Genomic DNA, 15,848 nt, shown 5'->3' with positions numbered 1-15,848 from the left:
TGGGGAAAAGACTACGATCTGTGGATAACTCATCGACCGTTGACGCCGGTGTGACTGCCTGACCGGCCCTCCACGCACCTCGGCCCCCTGTCTGACCTGCGGAATCACATCCGAGCGACGGGGGGCACAGTTGTTCCCGCACGCTGTGCACAAGATCGGGAACACACTGTGGACAACGGTTCGGTATCGGCTCCGTCAGGTGAGCTGAGCGGTCCTGACGAGGGTGAGGATCGCCACGACGACCAGGACGAGCGCGCAGCTGCCGTACTGGATCAGCGCCCGCTTCTCGCGCGGGGCGTGGACCATGGCGTACCCGACGCCGACGCCGGCGACGAGGCCGCCGATGTGGGCCTGCCAGGAGATGTTCGGCACTCCGAAGGTGATGATCAGGTTGATCACGAGCAGCGCGATGACCGGCCGCATGTCGTAGTTCAGGCGGCGCATGAGGACGGCGGTGGCGCCGAAGAGGCCGAAGATCGCACCGGAGGCGCCGAGCGAGGGCTGGTAGGGCGCGGCGAGCAGGTAGGTGAGCGCGCTGCCGGCCAGGCCGGAGACGAAATAGAGGGCCAGGTAGCGGGCGCGGCCGAGGGCGGCTTCGAGGGGGCCGCCGATCCACCACAGGCTGAGCATGTTGAAGGCGATGTGGAGGTAGCCGCCGTGCAGGAACATCGAGGTCAGCAGGCGGTAGTACTGGCCGTCCGCGACGCCTTGCGGTACGTACGGCGAGTAGTGGGTGAGGGCGTTTCCGATCAGCTCGAACCGCTCGGTGAAGGCGTCGCCCACCGTCAGCTGGACGAGGAAGAGCGCGACGTTGATGCCGATCAGCAGCTTGGTGAGCAGCCTGGGGTCGGCCGCGACGGTTCCGCCGGCCAGGGTGCGGGGCTGGGCGGCGGCCGGGGTCCGGGCCTCGCTCGATGCTCCCCCACGGGCGCATTCGGGGCAGTGGAAGCCGACCGAGGCGCTGACCATGCACTCGGGGCAGATGGGCCGTTCGCAGCGGGTGCAGCGCACACCGGTCTCGCGGTCCGGGTGCCGGTAGCACCCGGGCAGGCTCCGGGCGTCCTGGGCGCTGCCTGCGGGCTGCTCCATGAGATCCCCTTGCTCGTCGTGGGACTTTCCCCCGAAATACCCCGCCCCGCTCATCCTTACGGACGAGCAGGGCGTTTCGTTCCCTGGAGGAGGCTCCGGGGCGCGTCGGATGTCAGCTTTCGTGCCGGTCCGTGGGGGCGGAGCCGTCGCGCTTCTCGATGACGACGGACTCGATCACGACGTCGGCGGCGGGGCGGTCGTTGCGGCCGGTGGGGACGGCGGCGATGGTGTCGACGACCTTCCGGCCGGCCTGGTTGGAGACCTCGCCGAAGATGGTGTGCTTGCGGTTGAGCCAGACGGTCGGGGAGACCGTGATGAAGAACTGCGATCCGTTGGTGCCCGGGCCGGCGTTGGCCATGGCGAGGAGGTAGGGCTTGTTGAAGGACAGGTCGGGGTGGAACTCGTCCGGGAACTGGTAGCCGGGGTCGCCGAGGCCGGTGCCGACCGGGTCGCCGGCCTGGATCATGAATCCGCTGATGACCCGGTGGAAGATCGTTCCGTCGTAGAGCTTGTCGTGGCTCACGGCGCCGGTGCCGGGGTGCTTCCACTCGCGCTCGCCCTGGGCGAGTTCGACAAAGTTCCTGACCGTGCCGGGCGCGTGGTGGGGGAACAGCTCGATTTCGATGTCGCCGTGGTTCGTCTTGAGGGTGGCGTAAAGCCGCTCGGCCACGATCTGCCTTCCGTTGTCTTTCCGTGATCCCCCGATCCTCGCACGGTCCCGTCCGGCCGACGCCTGGCGGACCGGGAGTTCCGCCGGGCCTGGGGCGTAAGGGGTCATCGGCACCCATATGCCCGCCCGCGCATGCCGGGCTGGCCGGAGGCAGGCATGATCCGTAAAAGGGTGGAAAGACGGATTACCAGTCGAAATACCGTACGCCACCGAGGAGGAGGATCCCGTGACCCGCATCGAAAGCGTGCGCGCCGCGACCGGCTCGGCGAAGGACAGCGTGCTGCACGCCGCGGAAGTGGTGGCGCCCTACGCCGACACGGCCAAGGAGCGTGCCGCGCACTACGCGCAGGAGGCACGTGTACGGCTCGCGCCCGTGGTCTCCCAGGCCGCGGAGCAGGCCCGTACGCAGTACGACGTCCGGCTCGCCCCGCGCCTGGAAGAGGCGCGTTCGCATGTGCCGCCGAAGGTGGACCTTGCCGCGCAGGAGGCCGCCGTCCGTACCCGTAAGGCTGCCCGACAGGCGGCCAAGTACTCCCGTCCGAGGATCGAGTACGCCATGGCGGCCACTGCTCCGGTGCGTGACGAGGCCGCGGCGCGGGGTGCTGCCGCGCTGGCCGCGCTGCGTGGCCATGTCTCGGCGGAGGAGATCGAGCACCTGGCCCGGCGGAACAAGCGCCGGGGCCGGGCGTCTCGTGTTCTGAAGTATGTGGCGGTGCTGGGGGTGCTCGTGGGTGGTGCCGTCGTGGTCTGGAGGTGGTGGGACAGGCAGGCCAATCCGGACTGGCTGGTGGAGCCGCCGGCCGCGACGGAGATGCCTGACGCGGACCGGCTGCGTTCGGTGGACGGGACCGGTTCGTCGGCGCTGGACCCGGAGGTGCAGGCGAAGCAGGACGAGGAGAACGGCACCGGCCGCGACGACACCAGGTGAGGTGGCGTACCGGCGCCGGTGTGGTTGTGGGGCGGCCGATGCGGTGAATCGGCCGCCCCTTCGTGTTTCACGTGAAACGTCAGTCGGTAGTGCGCGCCGTCTCGTCGTAGGGCACCTGGAGGGTGGCGGCGAGGAGCCGCAGGCCGGCTTCGGATGTCGTTCCTGGCCGGGCGGAGTAGGTGATCAGGCGCTGCTCCGACGGTCCGGGGACGAGGAGGCTCTGGAAGGACAGCTCCATTTCGCCCACCAGTGGGTGATGGATCTCCTTGATGCCTGCCACGCAGGTGCGGACCGGGTGGCGGGCCCAGCGGCCGGCGAAGTCGTCGCTGTTCATGATGAGGTCGCCGACCAGTTCGGCGAGCTGCTTGTCGTGGGGGTGGCGGCCGGCTACGAGTCGTAGTGAGGCCACCGCGAGCTGGGCCTCGTCGTCCCAGTGCGGGTAGAGATCGCGGTTGCGCTCGTCCAGGAAGAGCATGCGGGTCAGGTTCGGCCGGGTGTGGGGCTCGCTGGGCGCGTCGATGTCCAGGTGCATGGCCAGCAGGAGATGGCCCATGGCGTTCCAGGCGAGGATGTCGTTGCGCCGGTCCAGGACGAGGGCCGGTGTCTCGGTGAAGGTGTCGATGAGCTGGCGGATGCCCTGGTCGGCGTGGTGGGTGCGTGGTGCCGGGGTGCGGCGGGGGCCGGGGGCTTCCGGTCGGGCCAGGTCCATGAGGTGGGTGTGCTCGTCGGGGGTCAGGCGCAGGGTGCGGGCGATCGCGGTGAGGACGGAGTCGGAGACCTGGTGGGTGCGGCCCTGTTCGAGGCGCGTGTAGTGGGTGACGCTCAGGCCGGCGGCCAGGGCGACCTCTTCGCGGCGCAGGCCTGGTACGCGGCGGCGCTGTGCCAGTTGGGGAAGACCGATGTCTTCGGGGTTCAGGGCGGCTCGGCGGCTGCGCAGGAAGTCGCTCAGTTCGGAGAAGTCGGTCATGACGTGGCCTTCCCGTGCATCCGGTGACGTGGACGGTGTCATTGCGTCCAACGCGGGGCGCCTGTCGGGTGCTTCCCGTGTGGGGTGGTCATGTGGTGACCAGTCAGGGCGTGGCCTGTCAGCGGGTGGCGAGTCATTTCTGAGGTCTGGGTGAGTGTCTGCCCGGCCAGCACCATTCCCTTCGTCGGCGGTGTGTCGTCGGCTCGTCGGCGGTGTGCCGACGGTCCTCGAAGGGATGGGTCGCATGTCTGTGGTCGATGGTGTGGTGGTGGAGGGGGCGTCGCTGCCGGGCCGGCAGTCGGACGAGGGTTCCGGTGGGCGGTCGACGTCGCGGGCGCGGTTGACGTCGCAGGCGCGGTTGACGCTGGTGGTGCTGCTGGTCGCGCAGTTCATGCTGGCGGTCGACTTCTCGATCCTGAACGTGGCTCTGCCGGTGATCGGGAAGGGGCTGGGTTTCTCCCTGTCGAACCTGCAGTGGATCGGGACGGCGTTCGCCTTGTGCGCGGCCGGGTTCACCCTGTTGTTCGGCCGGGTCGCGGATCTCTTCGGCCGTCGCCGGCTCTTTCTCGGGGGGCTGGCCGTCCTGGGGCTCGCCTCCCTCGTCGGAGGCCTGGCCACCGGTCCCGGAGTGCTGCTCGTCGCCCGTGTCTTCCAGGGTCTGGCCACGGCCGCCGTCACCCCTGCGGGCCTGTCGCTGCTCACCACGTCCTTCCCCGAGGGGCCATCGCGGGAGAGGGCGCTGGGGTTGAACGGTGCGCTGATGTCGGCCGGCTTCACCACCGGAGCGGTTCTCGGCGGTGTGCTGACGGACCTGTTGTCCTGGCGGTGGTCGTTCTTCATCAACGTGCCGGTCGCCGTTGCCGTCCTGGCCGTCGCTCCGATGGTGATCTCCGAGTCGCGGCCCACCGAGCGCCCTCGCCTGGACATCCCCGGTGCCCTCACCGTCACCTTGGGTCTGCTCGCCGTGGTCCTGGGTTTCGCGCGGGCCGGTGAGCAGGGCTGGAGCGATCCGGTCGCGTTGGGCGCTCTCGCGGCCGGGGCCGTGCTGCTGGTCGTCTTCTTCTTCGTCGAACGCGTGAGCTCCGCTCCGCTGGTCCCGGTGACCGTTCTGCGCCGGCGCACCGTCGCCGTCGGTAACGTCGCCGGGATCCTGGCCTTCGTCACCGAGACCTCGCTGGTCTTCCTGCTCACTCTCTATCTCCAGCGGGTGCTCGGCTTCTCCTCCCTCGCGGCCGGGCTGTCCCTCGGTGTCCTGGGTCTGGGCACCGTCCTGGGCGGTGTGCTCGCGCCCCGTGTCATCGCCCGCACCGGCACCCGGGTGGCCCTGGTCGGCGGTGCCCTGGTCCAGGCCGTCGCGACCGCCGCCCTTGTCGCCCTGGGCACCGGCCCCGCGGGCCTCGCCCTGCTGCTGCCCGCGGGCTTCGTCGGCGGTGTCGGCAACATGCTCCTGATCGTCGGCTTCATGGTCACCGCGACCGGCGGTCTGCCCGACCACGAGCAGGGCATGGCCGCCGGGCTCGCCACGATGAGCCAGCAGATCGGCATCACTCTGGGCACCCCTGTGATGAGTGCCGTCGCCACGGGCGCCATGGTGACGGTCACCACGCACGGCATCCTGACGGGCGTCCGCACGGCCGTCGCCGTGGACGCCGTCCTGGTGCTGGTCACCGCGCTCGTCGCCGCCCTCTTCCTCCGTACGGCCGTGGAGTGAACGGCGGACCTCGCGCGTGTGCCCTCCGCCCCCGGGAGATGCGGGGGGGCGGAGGGCACTTTTCGTGGTGTGCGCCGGCAGCACCGACTACGGGCCGTACCGGCTACCGGCCGTACCGACTACGGGTCGTACCGGCTGCCGGTCGTGTCGGCTGCCGGTCCTGCCGTGTGGTCACAGGCCGCCGCGCTTGGAGGGGAAGGCGGTCAGGCGGGCGACGACCGTGTCCGGGTGCTCCGGGTCGACGAGGTCGACCGGTTCGATGAGCCGGTAGCTGTCTCCTCGGGGCGGGAACTGGCTGAGGGTGGCCTCGCAGACCATCGGGGCCCTGGTCACCAGGACCACCGGTTCGCCGTCGAGGTCGAAGGTGACGCTGAACTCCTGGACATCGCGGTGCAGGTACTGCGGCGGGGACTGCTGCGTCGTGCGCAGGGTGCTCCTGGGGTTCACGTCGACGTCGTTCTGCTCGAAGGTGATGGTCCCCCTGTCCGTGTCCGCGGTCACCCGGTAGCCGATGGTCCGCAGGAGGACGCTCGTCATGGGGTCATGAGGGTTGACGTCGACGCGGTGTCTGACGCCGCCTCTGAAGTCACAGTTGATGATCTGGTTCCGGTACTCGATCACGCTGTCGATCGCGAGCATGGAGCAGGGGATCTCCGCGCCGATCGGTGGCAGGCCAGCGGTCATGCTTGGTCCTTCCATGGGCTGAGTGGGACACCCATGGCCCTAACCGCGCAGGCTTCCGGGCCACCGCGGCGGCGTTGGTTTCACCCGGACGTGCTCAGGGCCTGCGCCGAACACAGTGCCGTACGGACCGCTCCGCGAAGTGCTGGGTGAGCGGCAGGGGTTGGCGGTGGCGGAGCGGGGATCCGGGCGCGTGCGGACGTCGTCAGAGTGTCTTGACCTGGCCGCCGTCGATGGTGAACTCGGCTCCGGTGATGTTGCCGGCGAGCGGTGAGGCGAGGAAGAGCGCGAGGTCGGCGACTTCGTGGGCCTCGGTGACCCGTCCGGTGGAGATGCCCATGCTCTGGGGCACGACGACGTCCATGGCTTCCTGTGGGGTGGTGCCGGCCTGGGCCGCCGCGGCATCGGCGAAGCCGCCCGGTGCGGTCCAGAAGGGGGTGCGGACCGGTCCCGGGGCGATGGCGTTGACCCGGACGCCTCGCGGTGCGAACTCCTCGGACAGCGACTTGGTCAGGCTGGCCAGCCCGGCCTTGGCCGCGGAGTAGTCGACGACCGCGGGGAAGGGCAGGCGCGCGTTGATGGAGCTGATGTTGATGATGGCGCCTCCGCCGGCGTCCAGCAGGTGGGGAAGGGCCGCGCGGCTGGCCCGGACCGCGCTGAACAGGGTCAGGTCGAAGATCCGCTGCCACTCGGCGTCGTCGATGTCCAGGAAGCTCGGACGGGGCGTCGCGGCACCCAGGTTGTTGACCAGGACGTCGACCGTGCCGTACCGGTCCACCGCGCGCGCGACGAGCGCGTCGGGCCCCGCCGCGGTGGACAGGTCGGCCGGGACGGCGATGACGCCGTATCTCTCCTGGAGTTCTTCGAGCCCGGTGGTGATGCTCCGGCTCCCGGCGATGACGTGCGCGCCTTCCCTGGCGAACGCGTCGACCAGGGCGAGGCCGATGCCCTTGCTCGCACCGGTGACGACGACGACCTTGTCCTTGAGCTGAAGATCCATGGCCAACCTCTTCCGGCTCGGGCACTCCCTGGACCGAGCGTAGGCGGAACCGGCTCGGGCGGCTCGGGCTGCTCATGCGACCGAGCACCGCGGTTGACCCCGCTGGACGACTCCGATGCACGACCACAGCCCGGTTGCTCAGAACAGGGAGTCCCAGAAGCCCGCTTCCGGGTCGGGTTCTTCCGGGTGGAGCATGCGGCGTCTGCAGCGCAGGAGTCCTGGTTCGTCGGTGCCGGAGGCGGCGTTCATCCACGGCAGGGACTCCATGGCGTGTGCGCGCTCGTCGTCGGCGAGGGTGTCGACGGTCCGGCGGAGCTCCTCGGGTGCGGATCGGTCGGTGAGGCAGAGCCAGCCGACCGCCGCCGCCAGGCGGGCTTCGGGGGTCTCCGTCCGGTCGTGCCACCGTTCGCTCAGCCACGTGAGGGTCGGCGGGTGCGGGTGGGCCCGGGTGATCTCGGCGGTGGCCAGGAGCAGGGCGGCGCGGACCATGGCGTCGCTTTCGGCGGCGAATCCGTTGGTCAAGGCGGTCCGGATGGTGTGGTCGGGGTCGGCGGTGGTCGCCAGGGCGTAGGCGGCGTCGACGCGGACGGTGGGGTCGGGGTCTCCGAGGAGGGGCAGGAGTGCGGAGGCGTCGGTGGTGATCGCGGCTCGGGCGGCGGCCACCGACCAGCCGGCCGGGTAGCCGGTCACCTCGTAGCCGTAGTCGTCGTGGGTGTCGGGGGCGTCGCGCCGGGGATCGTTGCGGTGGAGGAGGAGTTCCTCGCGGGAGGCGACGCCGTGGTGCCTGGCACGGGCGGGGCCGGAGAGTACGGCGAGGGCGGCGGCGCGGTGTGGGTGGTGGGCGTCGATGGCCAGGGGGATGAGGAACGGCACGGCGAGGGCGGCGGCGGCCCGGCTGTCGTCGGCGCACAGGCCCCACAGCACACCCGTCGCGTCCACGCCCGGTTCGCCGTCGGCGCGCAGGAGGTGAACGGCCTTTCGGGCGTCGTACCCATGGGGGAAGTTGCCCCACGGGACGGCATCGAGGTCCAAGCCCTGTCGGGGTTCGGGCAGGATGCCGGCCACCACCGCCCGCACGTCGAACGGGCCGCCCGCGAACGAGGCCAGGTCCGCCCCGTCCGCCACTTCCCGGCACATCGCAAACGTCGGATCGGTCCGCCAGTCCTTCACACCACACCCCACCGTCGAACCCCCGGAACTTGATCATGACCGGTCCGGCGGCCCACCGGAAGCCACTCGGCGGATGATCCAACCGCCCACACGGGGCCGACCATCGTGCACAGGGGCCAACCGGAATACTCAAGGGCCACCTATGGTGCTCGGTCACAGCTCAGGCGAGCGTGTCGTGGCGCGACGTGACCCGGAAATCGAACACGTGATTGAATCCGGCCATGCCGCCCACCCCTTTCCCCTACGACCTCATCCAGCTCCAGCGCGCCTGGAACCGCACGTACGAGGCGCTCGCGGCGCCCCGCCCCCGCAACGTGACGGTGTTGCGCCGGCGACTGCACCACCTCTCCGTGCGCCTGCTCCGGCACCCCTACTTCGCCTCGGTCCCCGGCGGTGCGCCCGCGGCCAGGGCGGAGCTGCGCCGGCGGGCGCGCGCGTACGAGCAGCGGGAGAAGTCGGCGTCGTGACCGGCCGCGCCTGCTAGTGCTGCCTCGCAGAAGTTCGTTGAGGGGGTTGAGCAAGCTCACCCCGTCGTAATCGGCAAGGTGCTGGAGCCCGTTTGTTCACCGGATTCCAGAGTCGGGGTGTTCGGCATCCCATTCCTGGCGCGCTTGCGCGATGGCGTCGCGGTGTTGAGCCGACCAGTCCGTGAGGGCTTTGACCAGATACGTGAGGCTGTGGCCCATCGTCGTGAGCTCATACTCGACCTGCGGGGGCACCGTGGGATGCACAGTCCGGGTGACCAGGCCGTCGCGTTCCAGCCGCCGCACGGTGAGCGTCAGCATCCGCTGCGAGATACCGGGGATGGCGCGCTGTAGTTGCCGAAAACGGCGGACGCCCTGGGCCAGTTCAACGACGACCAGGACCGACCATTTGTCGCCGATCCGGTCGAGCACGTCGCGGATCCCGCAATCCTCGTGCTCGTCGCCGCAGCTGACGACGGGGACGGTGGTTACCCCGGTGTGCCCCACTGACATGGAAGTGCCTCCTTACGTTCCCCGGCACAAAACCGCAGGATGATCCCGGTTACCGAAGAGAACCTACCGGAACGGGAAGACCCTGATGATCCTGATTACTGGCGCCACCGGCGCCCTGGGCACACTGATCTCCGAACGGCTGGCCGACCGCGACGACACCGTCCTTGGAACGCGCGACCCTCAGCAGCTCAAGGCCCCGCTGCCGGTCCGCCGCATCGACTTCGACGAGCCCGGCACCCTTGCCGGAGGCTTCGAAGGTGTGGATGTGCTGTTGCTGATCTCCGCGGGCTACGGCGAGGACGACACCGTCATAGCCCGGCACGGCGCCGCCATCGCCGCCGCAGAGAAGGCCGGCGTGAGGCATGTCGTCTATACGAGCCTGACCGCCGACGGCGATCACCTCCCCTACGCCCTGCCGCACCGCTGGACCGAGCGTCGCCTGCAGGAGAGCGGCATGGACTGGACGATCCTGCGCAATGGCCTGTATGCAGAGTTGCTGGGCTGGCTCGCGGCCCCGTCGGCCGACGGGCGGATCACAGCCCCGCTCGGAGAGGGCCAACTGGCCGCCGTGGCCCGAGCGGACCTGGCCGACGCCGCGGCACGTGTGACGGTGGACGCACCCGCTCATGCGGGGCGCATCTACGAACTCGTCGGCGAGCAGGCCATCGGCGGCGGCGAGCTGGCCCGCGCGCACGGCCCGCACGTGACCTACGAGCCGGAGACTCTTACCCAGGCCCGCACCCGTATTGCCGCTTCCGGCGCCGAGCCCTTCCAGGTGCCGATGCTGGTGGGTACCTACTCCGCCATCGCGGCCGGGTTCATGTCCCGCACCGGCGGTGACCTGCGTCAACTGTTGGGCCGCGCACCCCACTCTGTGCTCGCAACAGCCCTCGCATAGCCCCCCAGCCACCAGCCCGCGCCGCCAGGAAACGGCCATGCCTCATCCAACTACGTCGATTTCAACGGCGGTTGTGGTGAACCTCGCCGCGCCAGGGCGTACGCGCCTGCGGCGGCTGGCAACCTCCGTGACCGCACAGGTGAGGCAGGTACTGCGGGCGAAGATCGTTCTCGCAGCGGCCGACGGGCTGACCAACGCCGCGATCGCACGCGAGCTGAAGATCAGCGTCAACACGGTGCGCAAGTGGCGGGGCCGGTTCGCCGCCGACGGCGTAGCCGCTCTGGCCGACGCGCAACGCTCCGGCCGGCCCCGCCTCTACGGACCACAGGTGCGCGTCGCCGTCGTGGCCGCCGCCACCAGCGCGCCCCCGTACCCGGAGTCAACCTGGTCGCATCGCAGGATCGCCGCGCAGGTCGCGGGCACGGCCTTCGCCGAGATCTCACCGTCCCAGGTCGGCCGCATCCTGGCGGACCTGGATCTGAAACCGCACCGGGTGCGGGGCTGGCTCACCCGCCGGGACACTCCGGACTTCTGGCAACGGGCCACCGACGTCTGCAACCTGTACCTCAACCCACCCGAGGGCGCGGTGGTGCTTTCCATCGACGAGAAGACCGCAATCGCCGCACGATCCCGACGCCACCCTGGGCAGGCGCCCCGGCCCGGACGAATGGCCCGGCAGGAGTTCGAATACCGCCGACACGGCACCGCCTCCCTCGTTGCAGCACTGGATGTACGAAGCGGTGAAGTCCTCACCGAGACCATCACGCGCAACAACGCGGCCACCTTCACCGCCTTCCTCGAACAGGTCGATACGGTCATCGACCCCGCCAAAGACATCCACATCGTCCTCGACAACGGCTCCTCGCACACGGCAAAGCACACAAAGACATGGCTGGCCGCCCACCCGCGCTGGCACGTCCACTGGACACCCCCGCACGCTTCCTGGCTGAACCAGATCGAGCTGTTCTTCTCCTCCCTGACACGTCGGGTCCTGCGCAACGGCGACTTCCGCAGCCGAGACCACCTCATCGACAAGCTGGACGCCTACGTCATCCAGCACAACAAGACCGCGAAGCCGTACCGCTGGACCTATGACGGCACCCCACTCAAGACAGCGTGATCGGCACCCCTCTACGAACTTCTGCGGGGCAGCACTAGGGGGTGTCGTTCGGATCAGGTCGGATCAGGCCGCGGCGTCCGGTGCGGTGCCTCGCAAGGCGGAGGATCTGCCGCGTACTGGACGTACTCGGCTGATCCGACAACGCGGCGAGGTGCCGTGCCGGGCGTCGCGGACCCGAGCTGATCCAAACGACACCCCCTAGCGCCGGGCACGTACCGCGGGGAGCACCCGCGCACCCTGAACGACAAAAATCCCCTCTGGCCCGCGTTTTCGCAGGTCAGAGGGGATTTCATCAAGTGGAGCCTAGGGGAGTCGAACCCCTGACATCCGCCATGCAAAGACGGCGCTCTACCAACTGAGCTAAGGCCCCGGAAAGGAGCGTCCGGCCGGAGGAACACATCCCGGCGGGCGCCGCAGACCAGAGTACCGGGTCACCCCCCGTATCCCGCAAAAAGATTGGGGGTCCCCCCGGATGACCACGCTCCGTAAGATGCTCGACGTGGTTCGCTACAGCGAACCGCGGGTTTTTCTGGGGAAGCGATGGGGAGACGCAATGGACGCCGCACAGCAGGAAGCCACCGCGAGAGCGCGGGAGCTGCAGCGGAACTGGTACGGAGAGCCGCTGGGGGCGCTCTTCCGTAAGCTGATCGACGATCTTGGGCTCAACCAGGCCCGGCTGGCTGCGGCGCTGGGACTGTCCGCTCCGATGCTGTCGCAGCTGATGAGCGGCCAGCGTGCCAAGATCGGCAATCCCGCGGTGGTCCAGCGGGTGCAGCTGCTGCAGGACCTGGCGGCGCAGGTCGCGGACGGCAGCGTCAGCGCGGCCGAGGCGACCGAGCGGATGGACGAGATCAAGAAGTCGCAGGGGGGCTCCGTGCTGAGCAACAACACCACGCACACGACGAACAGTTCGGGCGCGCCCACGGTCAAGCGGGTGGTCCGTGAGATCCAGTCGCTGCTGCGCTCCGTGGCCGCCGCCGGCGACATCATCGATGCGGCCGACACCCTCGCCCCGAGCCACCCCGAACTGGCAGAGTTCCTCCGGGTCTACGGCGCCGGCCGCACCTCCGACGCTGTCGCGCACTACCAGTCCCACCAGAGCTGACCCACGGCCCGGTTCCCGGAGGGGGTCCGGGAACCGGGCCGAGGCAGAGGCACGGGTGGGTGCGCGGGGGACGCGGGGTGTATCGCTCATCGAGGGGAAGCAGGACCCGGGGACGCAGGACCCGGAAGTGGGACCTGGGGGAGCAGGACCGGGGGGTCGGCAGAACCAGGCAGGGCAGTAGGGCAGTAGGGCAGTGGGGGAGTCGTCGGGCTAGGGGGAGGAGCGGCGGACTGTCATGGGTGAGGTCTTCGCCGGCCGGTACGAACTGGCCGACCCGATCGGACGGGGCGGTGTGGGCGCCGTCTGGCGTGCCTGGGACCACCGCCGACGGCGGTACGTGGCCGCCAAGGTGCTCCAGCAGCGCGACGCCCACGCGCTCCTGCGCTTCGTCCGCGAACAGGCCCTGCGCATCGATCACCCGCATGTGCTCGCGCCGGCCAGCTGGGCCGCCGACGACGACCAAGTGCTGTTCACCATGGACCTGGTGGCGGGCGGCTCGCTCGTCCACCTCGTCAACGACTACGGTCCACTGCCGCCGGCCTTCGTGTGCACCCTGATCGACCAGCTCCTCTCCGGTCTCTCCGCGGTCCACGCGGAGGGCGTCGTGCACCGCGACATCAAGCCCGCCAACATCCTCCTCGAGGCCACCGGCACCGGCCGACCACGGCTCAGGCTGTCCGACTTCGGCATCGCCATGCGGTTCGGCGAACCCCGGCTGACGGAGACCAACCTCGTCGTGGGCACGCCCGGTTATCTCGCGCCCGAGCAGATGCTGGGCGCCGACCCGGACTACCCGGCCGACCTGTTCGCCGTGGGCCTGGTCGCCCTCTACCTGCTCGAAGGGGCCAAGCCGGACGCCAAGGCGATCGTGCGGTACTTCATGGAACACGGGACGCCCGGTCCGCCCAAGGGTGTCCCCGATCCCCTCTGGCAGGTCGTCGCCACCCTGCTCCAGCCCGACCCCGGGGCCCGTTTCCGCACCGCCACGGGAGCCCGCAAGGCACTGGCCTCCGCCACCGAACTCCTCCAGGAACCGGGCCTCGACGACGAACCGATCGAGATCTTCGACCAACTCGGGCCACTGCCCAAGGGGTTCGGTACCGACGGACCACTCGTACCGTCCCCGAACGTACGCAGACGACGGTCCGAAGCGGACGCGGGTGGCACGAGCGGCGAGGGCGGCGAGGGCGGCGAGGCCACGGAAAGCACCACGAGTCCGGCCCCCGAGAGGCCCGATCGGGCCGCCGCCGCACCGCCCGATCCCCGCTCGGACGACAGCTGGACGGACCGCTCCACCCCCGCGCCGACGCCCCTCCCCTCAACTCCCTCGGCCCACACGGCTCCCTCGGCCCACGCGAAGCCCGTGACTGCTTCGACCCCCTCGATGTCGGACACAGGGAGCTTCCATCTCCCGCCCCCGCAGCCGACGCCGAGTCCCCGTCCGGACCGGCCCGCCCAGCACGCGGCCTCCCACACCGAGCCCACGCCCACGGCCCCACCCACACCCGCACCGCCGCCTCCGCGGGCGCAACCGCAGCCCTCGCCGGAGCCGTACCGGCAACCGCTCCCCCCGCACCACGGGACGTCCGGGACCGACCACACGCCTTCCCCCTCTCCGCACGCCCCCTGGGTGCCGGCCCCGCTTCCCTCCGCGCAGCCCCTGTCGTCGTACTCCCCCTCCGGCCCCTCGACCGCCGAGTACACCGCCCGGGACCCCCAGGCACAGCCGCCCGCCGACCCGACCCCGACTCCGACCCCGGTCACGACCCCGATCACACCCCTGATCGCCACCCCGGTCCTGAGTCCGGTTCCGAGTCCGGTCCCGCCCCAGGCACCCTCGGCCACCCCCTCCGCCGCGCGCTCCGCCACACCCCACCGCCGAGCGCGCCGCCACCCCGGCCCCCCGGCCAGGGTGGCGATCCCGGTCCTCCTCCTGGCGCTCGCCTGCTACGCCGTCGGCTTCTGGGCACTCGCCCGCGTCTGACCGCGCCGCGTCCGCTCGTTCCGCCGCGCGGCGACCGTCCACCCGCCCAGCACCAGCAGCAAGGCGGTACCGGTGCCGATCCCGCCGGCCGCGAGGGCCGTCATCGCGGTGCCGCCGCTCCCGACGCTCTCGGTTCCGGTGCCGGCACTCCCGCCACCACCGCCGGCCGCCGCCCACCCGTCCGCCGGGCTGAGCGTGAAGAGGTCACCCGGCACGGAGCGCCCGTCGTACTCGGGCCCGCCGTGCGCCCGCCCGTCGACACGCACCCGGAGCGTCACGTCGAAGGGCCCTTGTCCGAAGCCGGCGGCCATCCGCTCGCTGAGGTGCACGACCAGGTAGTAGTCGCCGGCGAAGCGGACGGAGTTCTCCCTGCCGATGACGGCGTACCGGTTGGCGTACTCCACCGGGGGCAGTGGGGAGAGGGCGGCGGCCTTCTGGGTGCCGGTGTAGCCGAGGGAGACGTCGTCGACGTAGCCGCGGGCGGGGTTGTAGAGGGAGAGGTTCAGGGCGCCACCGACATAGCCCTGGTGGTCGGGGGTGCTGCCCAGCTCGGCGGTGGCGTGGAGCTGCCGGCCCCAGTCGAGCGGCACCTTGTAGAAGAGGGTCCGGCCGGGCGCCAGGCGGGTGCGCCAGACCCCTTGGCCCAGCGGACGGGCCCCGGTGAACCCGGCGCCGCCGGCCTGGTCGCGCGGCTCGCCGCCGAGCGGTGCGGGCGAGGCGGAGTCCCAGGCTCGGGGTGCGGTGGTGGAGCCGGCCGCGGCCGGCCGGGGTTCCGTGGCGGGCGCGATCTCCAGGTCCCAGCGGCGCGCCGGGGCGTTCGCGGTGGAGCCGGAGCCCTCGGCGTCCAGGCGCTCGACGAACAGGTAGTACGTCCCCGCCCCCTGGCACAGCGTCCTTCCGGTGTCGCGCTGGCCGAGGGCCGTGACCGGCCGGGGGCTCAGTCCGGCGCCGAAGGAGGCGGAGGAGTAGGAACAGGAGCCGCCGTTCGCGTCCTGGAGCGAGACGCGGATGCCGTCGGTGGCGGAGACGGTGGAGCCCGCCGGGGGTACGGCGGTGACGGGGACGTACGCCGTCGTCGCGGCGGTGAGTTCCAGGCGGTAGTAGAGCTTGCCGTCTTCGGGCAGGTAGCTGCGGTAGGTGCGTCCGGCCTTCAGCTGCCGCGCGTCGGCGGTCTGCGCCGCGCCCTCGACGAACGCGGCCCCGGGCGTGAAGGCGTACGCCCCCTGTCCTCGCTCGGCGGCGACGGCGGCAGCCCCGGTCCCCGGTCCCCCGGGCGCGACGGCGACCACCCACAGCACGATCCCGGCGAGCACGACACGTGCGACGGCACGGGCACCGGCGCCGCGGTACCCCCGTCGCTCACCCCGGCGTCGCCACCGGCTCCGCCACGCCGTACGCCCCGGCACCCGCGCCGGCGACCACACCCGCACCCGTGCCCACACCCGCATCCGGTCCCGCACCCGCCACCCCCAGTAGCTCCGCACCCGGCCGTGGCCCATCCTCCCCCGGGGCCCCCTGCGGCATCCGCGCATCGCATACGCCCGTCCG

Annotated in this window: 15 protein-coding genes and 1 tRNA gene; 7 read left to right on the top strand and 9 right to left on the bottom strand. The window is 70.8% G+C overall.

Translation table 11 applies throughout. The features are described 5' to 3' along the window. Positions 1–195 precede the first annotated feature (195 nt). Together OIB37_RS19250 and OIB37_RS19245 are read right to left on the bottom strand one after the other, a co-directional pair. Positions 196–1,089, bottom strand: a complete 894-nt coding sequence (locus OIB37_RS19250; RefSeq protein WP_330458839.1) for a rhomboid family intramembrane serine protease — start codon at positions 1,087–1,089, stop codon at positions 196–198. A 112-nt stretch (positions 1,090–1,201) separates the two neighbouring features. After that, positions 1,202–1,759, bottom strand: a complete 558-nt coding sequence (locus OIB37_RS19245; protein WP_330458838.1) for a peptidylprolyl isomerase — start codon at positions 1,757–1,759, stop codon at positions 1,202–1,204. A 226-nt stretch (positions 1,760–1,985) separates the two neighbouring features. On the opposite strand from OIB37_RS19245, the gene OIB37_RS19240 reads away from it, so the two are divergent. Continuing rightward, entirely contained in the window at positions 1,986–2,687 is a 702-nt protein-coding gene (locus OIB37_RS19240) for a DUF5324 family protein (RefSeq protein WP_330458837.1), read from the top strand. A 79-nt stretch (positions 2,688–2,766) separates the two neighbouring features. Here OIB37_RS19240 and OIB37_RS19235 read toward each other — a convergent pair whose 3' ends face one another. Beyond that, entirely contained in the window at positions 2,767–3,654 is an 888-nt protein-coding gene (locus OIB37_RS19235) for a helix-turn-helix domain-containing protein (protein ID WP_330458836.1), read from the bottom strand. Between the two features lie 244 nt (positions 3,655–3,898). Here OIB37_RS19235 and OIB37_RS19230 point away from each other — a divergent pair, with 244 nt between their 5' ends. Beyond that, the gene (locus OIB37_RS19230) at positions 3,899–5,365 is read left to right on the top strand and encodes an MFS transporter (RefSeq protein ID WP_330458835.1); all 1,467 of its coding nucleotides are present in this window, start codon (positions 3,899–3,901) and stop codon (positions 5,363–5,365) included. A gap of 171 nt (positions 5,366–5,536) precedes the next feature. On the opposite strand, the gene OIB37_RS19225 is transcribed toward OIB37_RS19230, so the two are convergent. From OIB37_RS19225 to OIB37_RS19215, 3 genes are all read right to left on the bottom strand, one after another. After that, positions 5,537–6,049: a hypothetical protein gene (locus OIB37_RS19225; RefSeq protein WP_330458834.1), complete on the bottom strand. Its 513-nt coding sequence runs from the start codon at positions 6,047–6,049 to the stop codon at positions 5,537–5,539. A 202-nt stretch (positions 6,050–6,251) separates the two neighbouring features. Beyond that, complete coding sequence (locus OIB37_RS19220; RefSeq protein WP_330458833.1) at positions 6,252–7,046, bottom strand: SDR family NAD(P)-dependent oxidoreductase; 795 nt, start codon at positions 7,044–7,046, stop codon at positions 6,252–6,254. 138 nt (positions 7,047–7,184) lie between these two features. Continuing rightward, complete coding sequence (locus OIB37_RS19215) at positions 7,185–8,171, bottom strand: hypothetical protein (protein WP_330458832.1); 987 nt, start codon at positions 8,169–8,171, stop codon at positions 7,185–7,187. 266 nt (positions 8,172–8,437) lie between these two features. Between OIB37_RS19215 and OIB37_RS19210 the strand changes: the two genes are divergently transcribed. Beyond that, entirely contained in the window at positions 8,438–8,683 is a 246-nt protein-coding gene (locus OIB37_RS19210; RefSeq protein ID WP_330458831.1) for a hypothetical protein, read from the top strand. A 96-nt stretch (positions 8,684–8,779) separates the two neighbouring features. Here OIB37_RS19210 and OIB37_RS19205 read toward each other — a convergent pair whose 3' ends face one another. Continuing rightward, on the bottom strand, positions 8,780–9,193 hold the full coding sequence (locus tag OIB37_RS19205; RefSeq protein WP_330457697.1) for a winged helix-turn-helix transcriptional regulator: 414 nt from the start codon (positions 9,191–9,193) through the stop codon (positions 8,780–8,782). 85 nt (positions 9,194–9,278) lie between these two features. Here OIB37_RS19205 and OIB37_RS19200 point away from each other — a divergent pair, with 85 nt between their 5' ends. Together OIB37_RS19200 and OIB37_RS19195 are read left to right on the top strand one after the other, a co-directional pair. After that, complete coding sequence (locus OIB37_RS19200; RefSeq protein ID WP_330457698.1) at positions 9,279–10,091, top strand: NAD(P)H-binding protein; 813 nt, start codon at positions 9,279–9,281, stop codon at positions 10,089–10,091. A 127-nt stretch (positions 10,092–10,218) separates the two neighbouring features. Next, entirely contained in the window at positions 10,219–11,211 is a 993-nt protein-coding gene (locus OIB37_RS19195; protein WP_330457699.1) for an IS630 family transposase, read from the top strand. Between the two features lie 297 nt (positions 11,212–11,508). Here OIB37_RS19195 and OIB37_RS19190 read toward each other — a convergent pair. After that, positions 11,509–11,581 (bottom strand) — tRNA-Ala (locus tag OIB37_RS19190). Positions 11,582–11,764: 183 nt separating this feature from the next. On the opposite strand from OIB37_RS19190, the gene OIB37_RS19185 reads away from it, so the two are divergent. Further along, positions 11,765–12,316: a helix-turn-helix transcriptional regulator gene (locus OIB37_RS19185; protein ID WP_330458830.1), complete on the top strand. Its 552-nt coding sequence runs from the start codon at positions 11,765–11,767 to the stop codon at positions 12,314–12,316. Between the two features lie 235 nt (positions 12,317–12,551). Further along, complete coding sequence (locus OIB37_RS19180) at positions 12,552–14,300, top strand: serine/threonine-protein kinase (RefSeq protein WP_330458829.1); 1,749 nt, start codon at positions 12,552–12,554, stop codon at positions 14,298–14,300. Here OIB37_RS19180 and OIB37_RS19175 read toward each other — a convergent pair. Continuing rightward, complete coding sequence (locus tag OIB37_RS19175) at positions 14,264–15,613, bottom strand: hypothetical protein (RefSeq protein WP_330458828.1); 1,350 nt, start codon at positions 15,611–15,613, stop codon at positions 14,264–14,266. The genes OIB37_RS19180 and OIB37_RS19175 overlap by 37 nt on opposite strands. Positions 15,614–15,848 lie beyond the last annotated feature (235 nt).

Origin of the sequence: Streptomyces sp. NBC_00820, assembly GCF_036347055.1 — a bacterium.
Lineage (GTDB): Bacteria > Actinomycetota > Actinomycetes > Streptomycetales > Streptomycetaceae > Streptomyces.
The sequence above is the reverse complement of the archived record's forward strand: the minus strand, read 5'-3'. Positions and strand labels throughout refer to the sequence as shown.

Coding starts and splice junctions, on each gene's coding strand:
- OIB37_RS19250 (WP_330458839.1), bottom strand. CDS start 1,089: ATGGAGCAGCCCGCAGGCAGCGCCCAGGACGCCCGGAGCCTGCCCGGG.
- OIB37_RS19235 (WP_330458836.1), bottom strand. CDS start 3,654: ATGACCGACTTCTCCGAACTGAGCGACTTCCTGCGCAGCCGCCGAGCC.
- OIB37_RS19230 (WP_330458835.1), top strand. CDS start 3,899: ATGTCTGTGGTCGATGGTGTGGTGGTGGAGGGGGCGTCGCTGCCGGGC.
- OIB37_RS19225 (WP_330458834.1), bottom strand. CDS start 6,049: ATGACCGCTGGCCTGCCACCGATCGGCGCGGAGATCCCCTGCTCCATG.
- OIB37_RS19220 (WP_330458833.1), bottom strand. CDS start 7,046: ATGGATCTTCAGCTCAAGGACAAGGTCGTCGTCGTCACCGGTGCGAGC.
- OIB37_RS19210 (WP_330458831.1), top strand. CDS start 8,438: ATGCCGCCCACCCCTTTCCCCTACGACCTCATCCAGCTCCAGCGCGCC.
- OIB37_RS19205 (WP_330457697.1), bottom strand. CDS start 9,193: ATGTCAGTGGGGCACACCGGGGTAACCACCGTCCCCGTCGTCAGCTGC.
- OIB37_RS19200 (WP_330457698.1), top strand. CDS start 9,279: ATGATCCTGATTACTGGCGCCACCGGCGCCCTGGGCACACTGATCTCC.
- OIB37_RS19185 (WP_330458830.1), top strand. CDS start 11,765: ATGGACGCCGCACAGCAGGAAGCCACCGCGAGAGCGCGGGAGCTGCAG.
- OIB37_RS19180 (WP_330458829.1), top strand. CDS start 12,552: ATGGGTGAGGTCTTCGCCGGCCGGTACGAACTGGCCGACCCGATCGGA.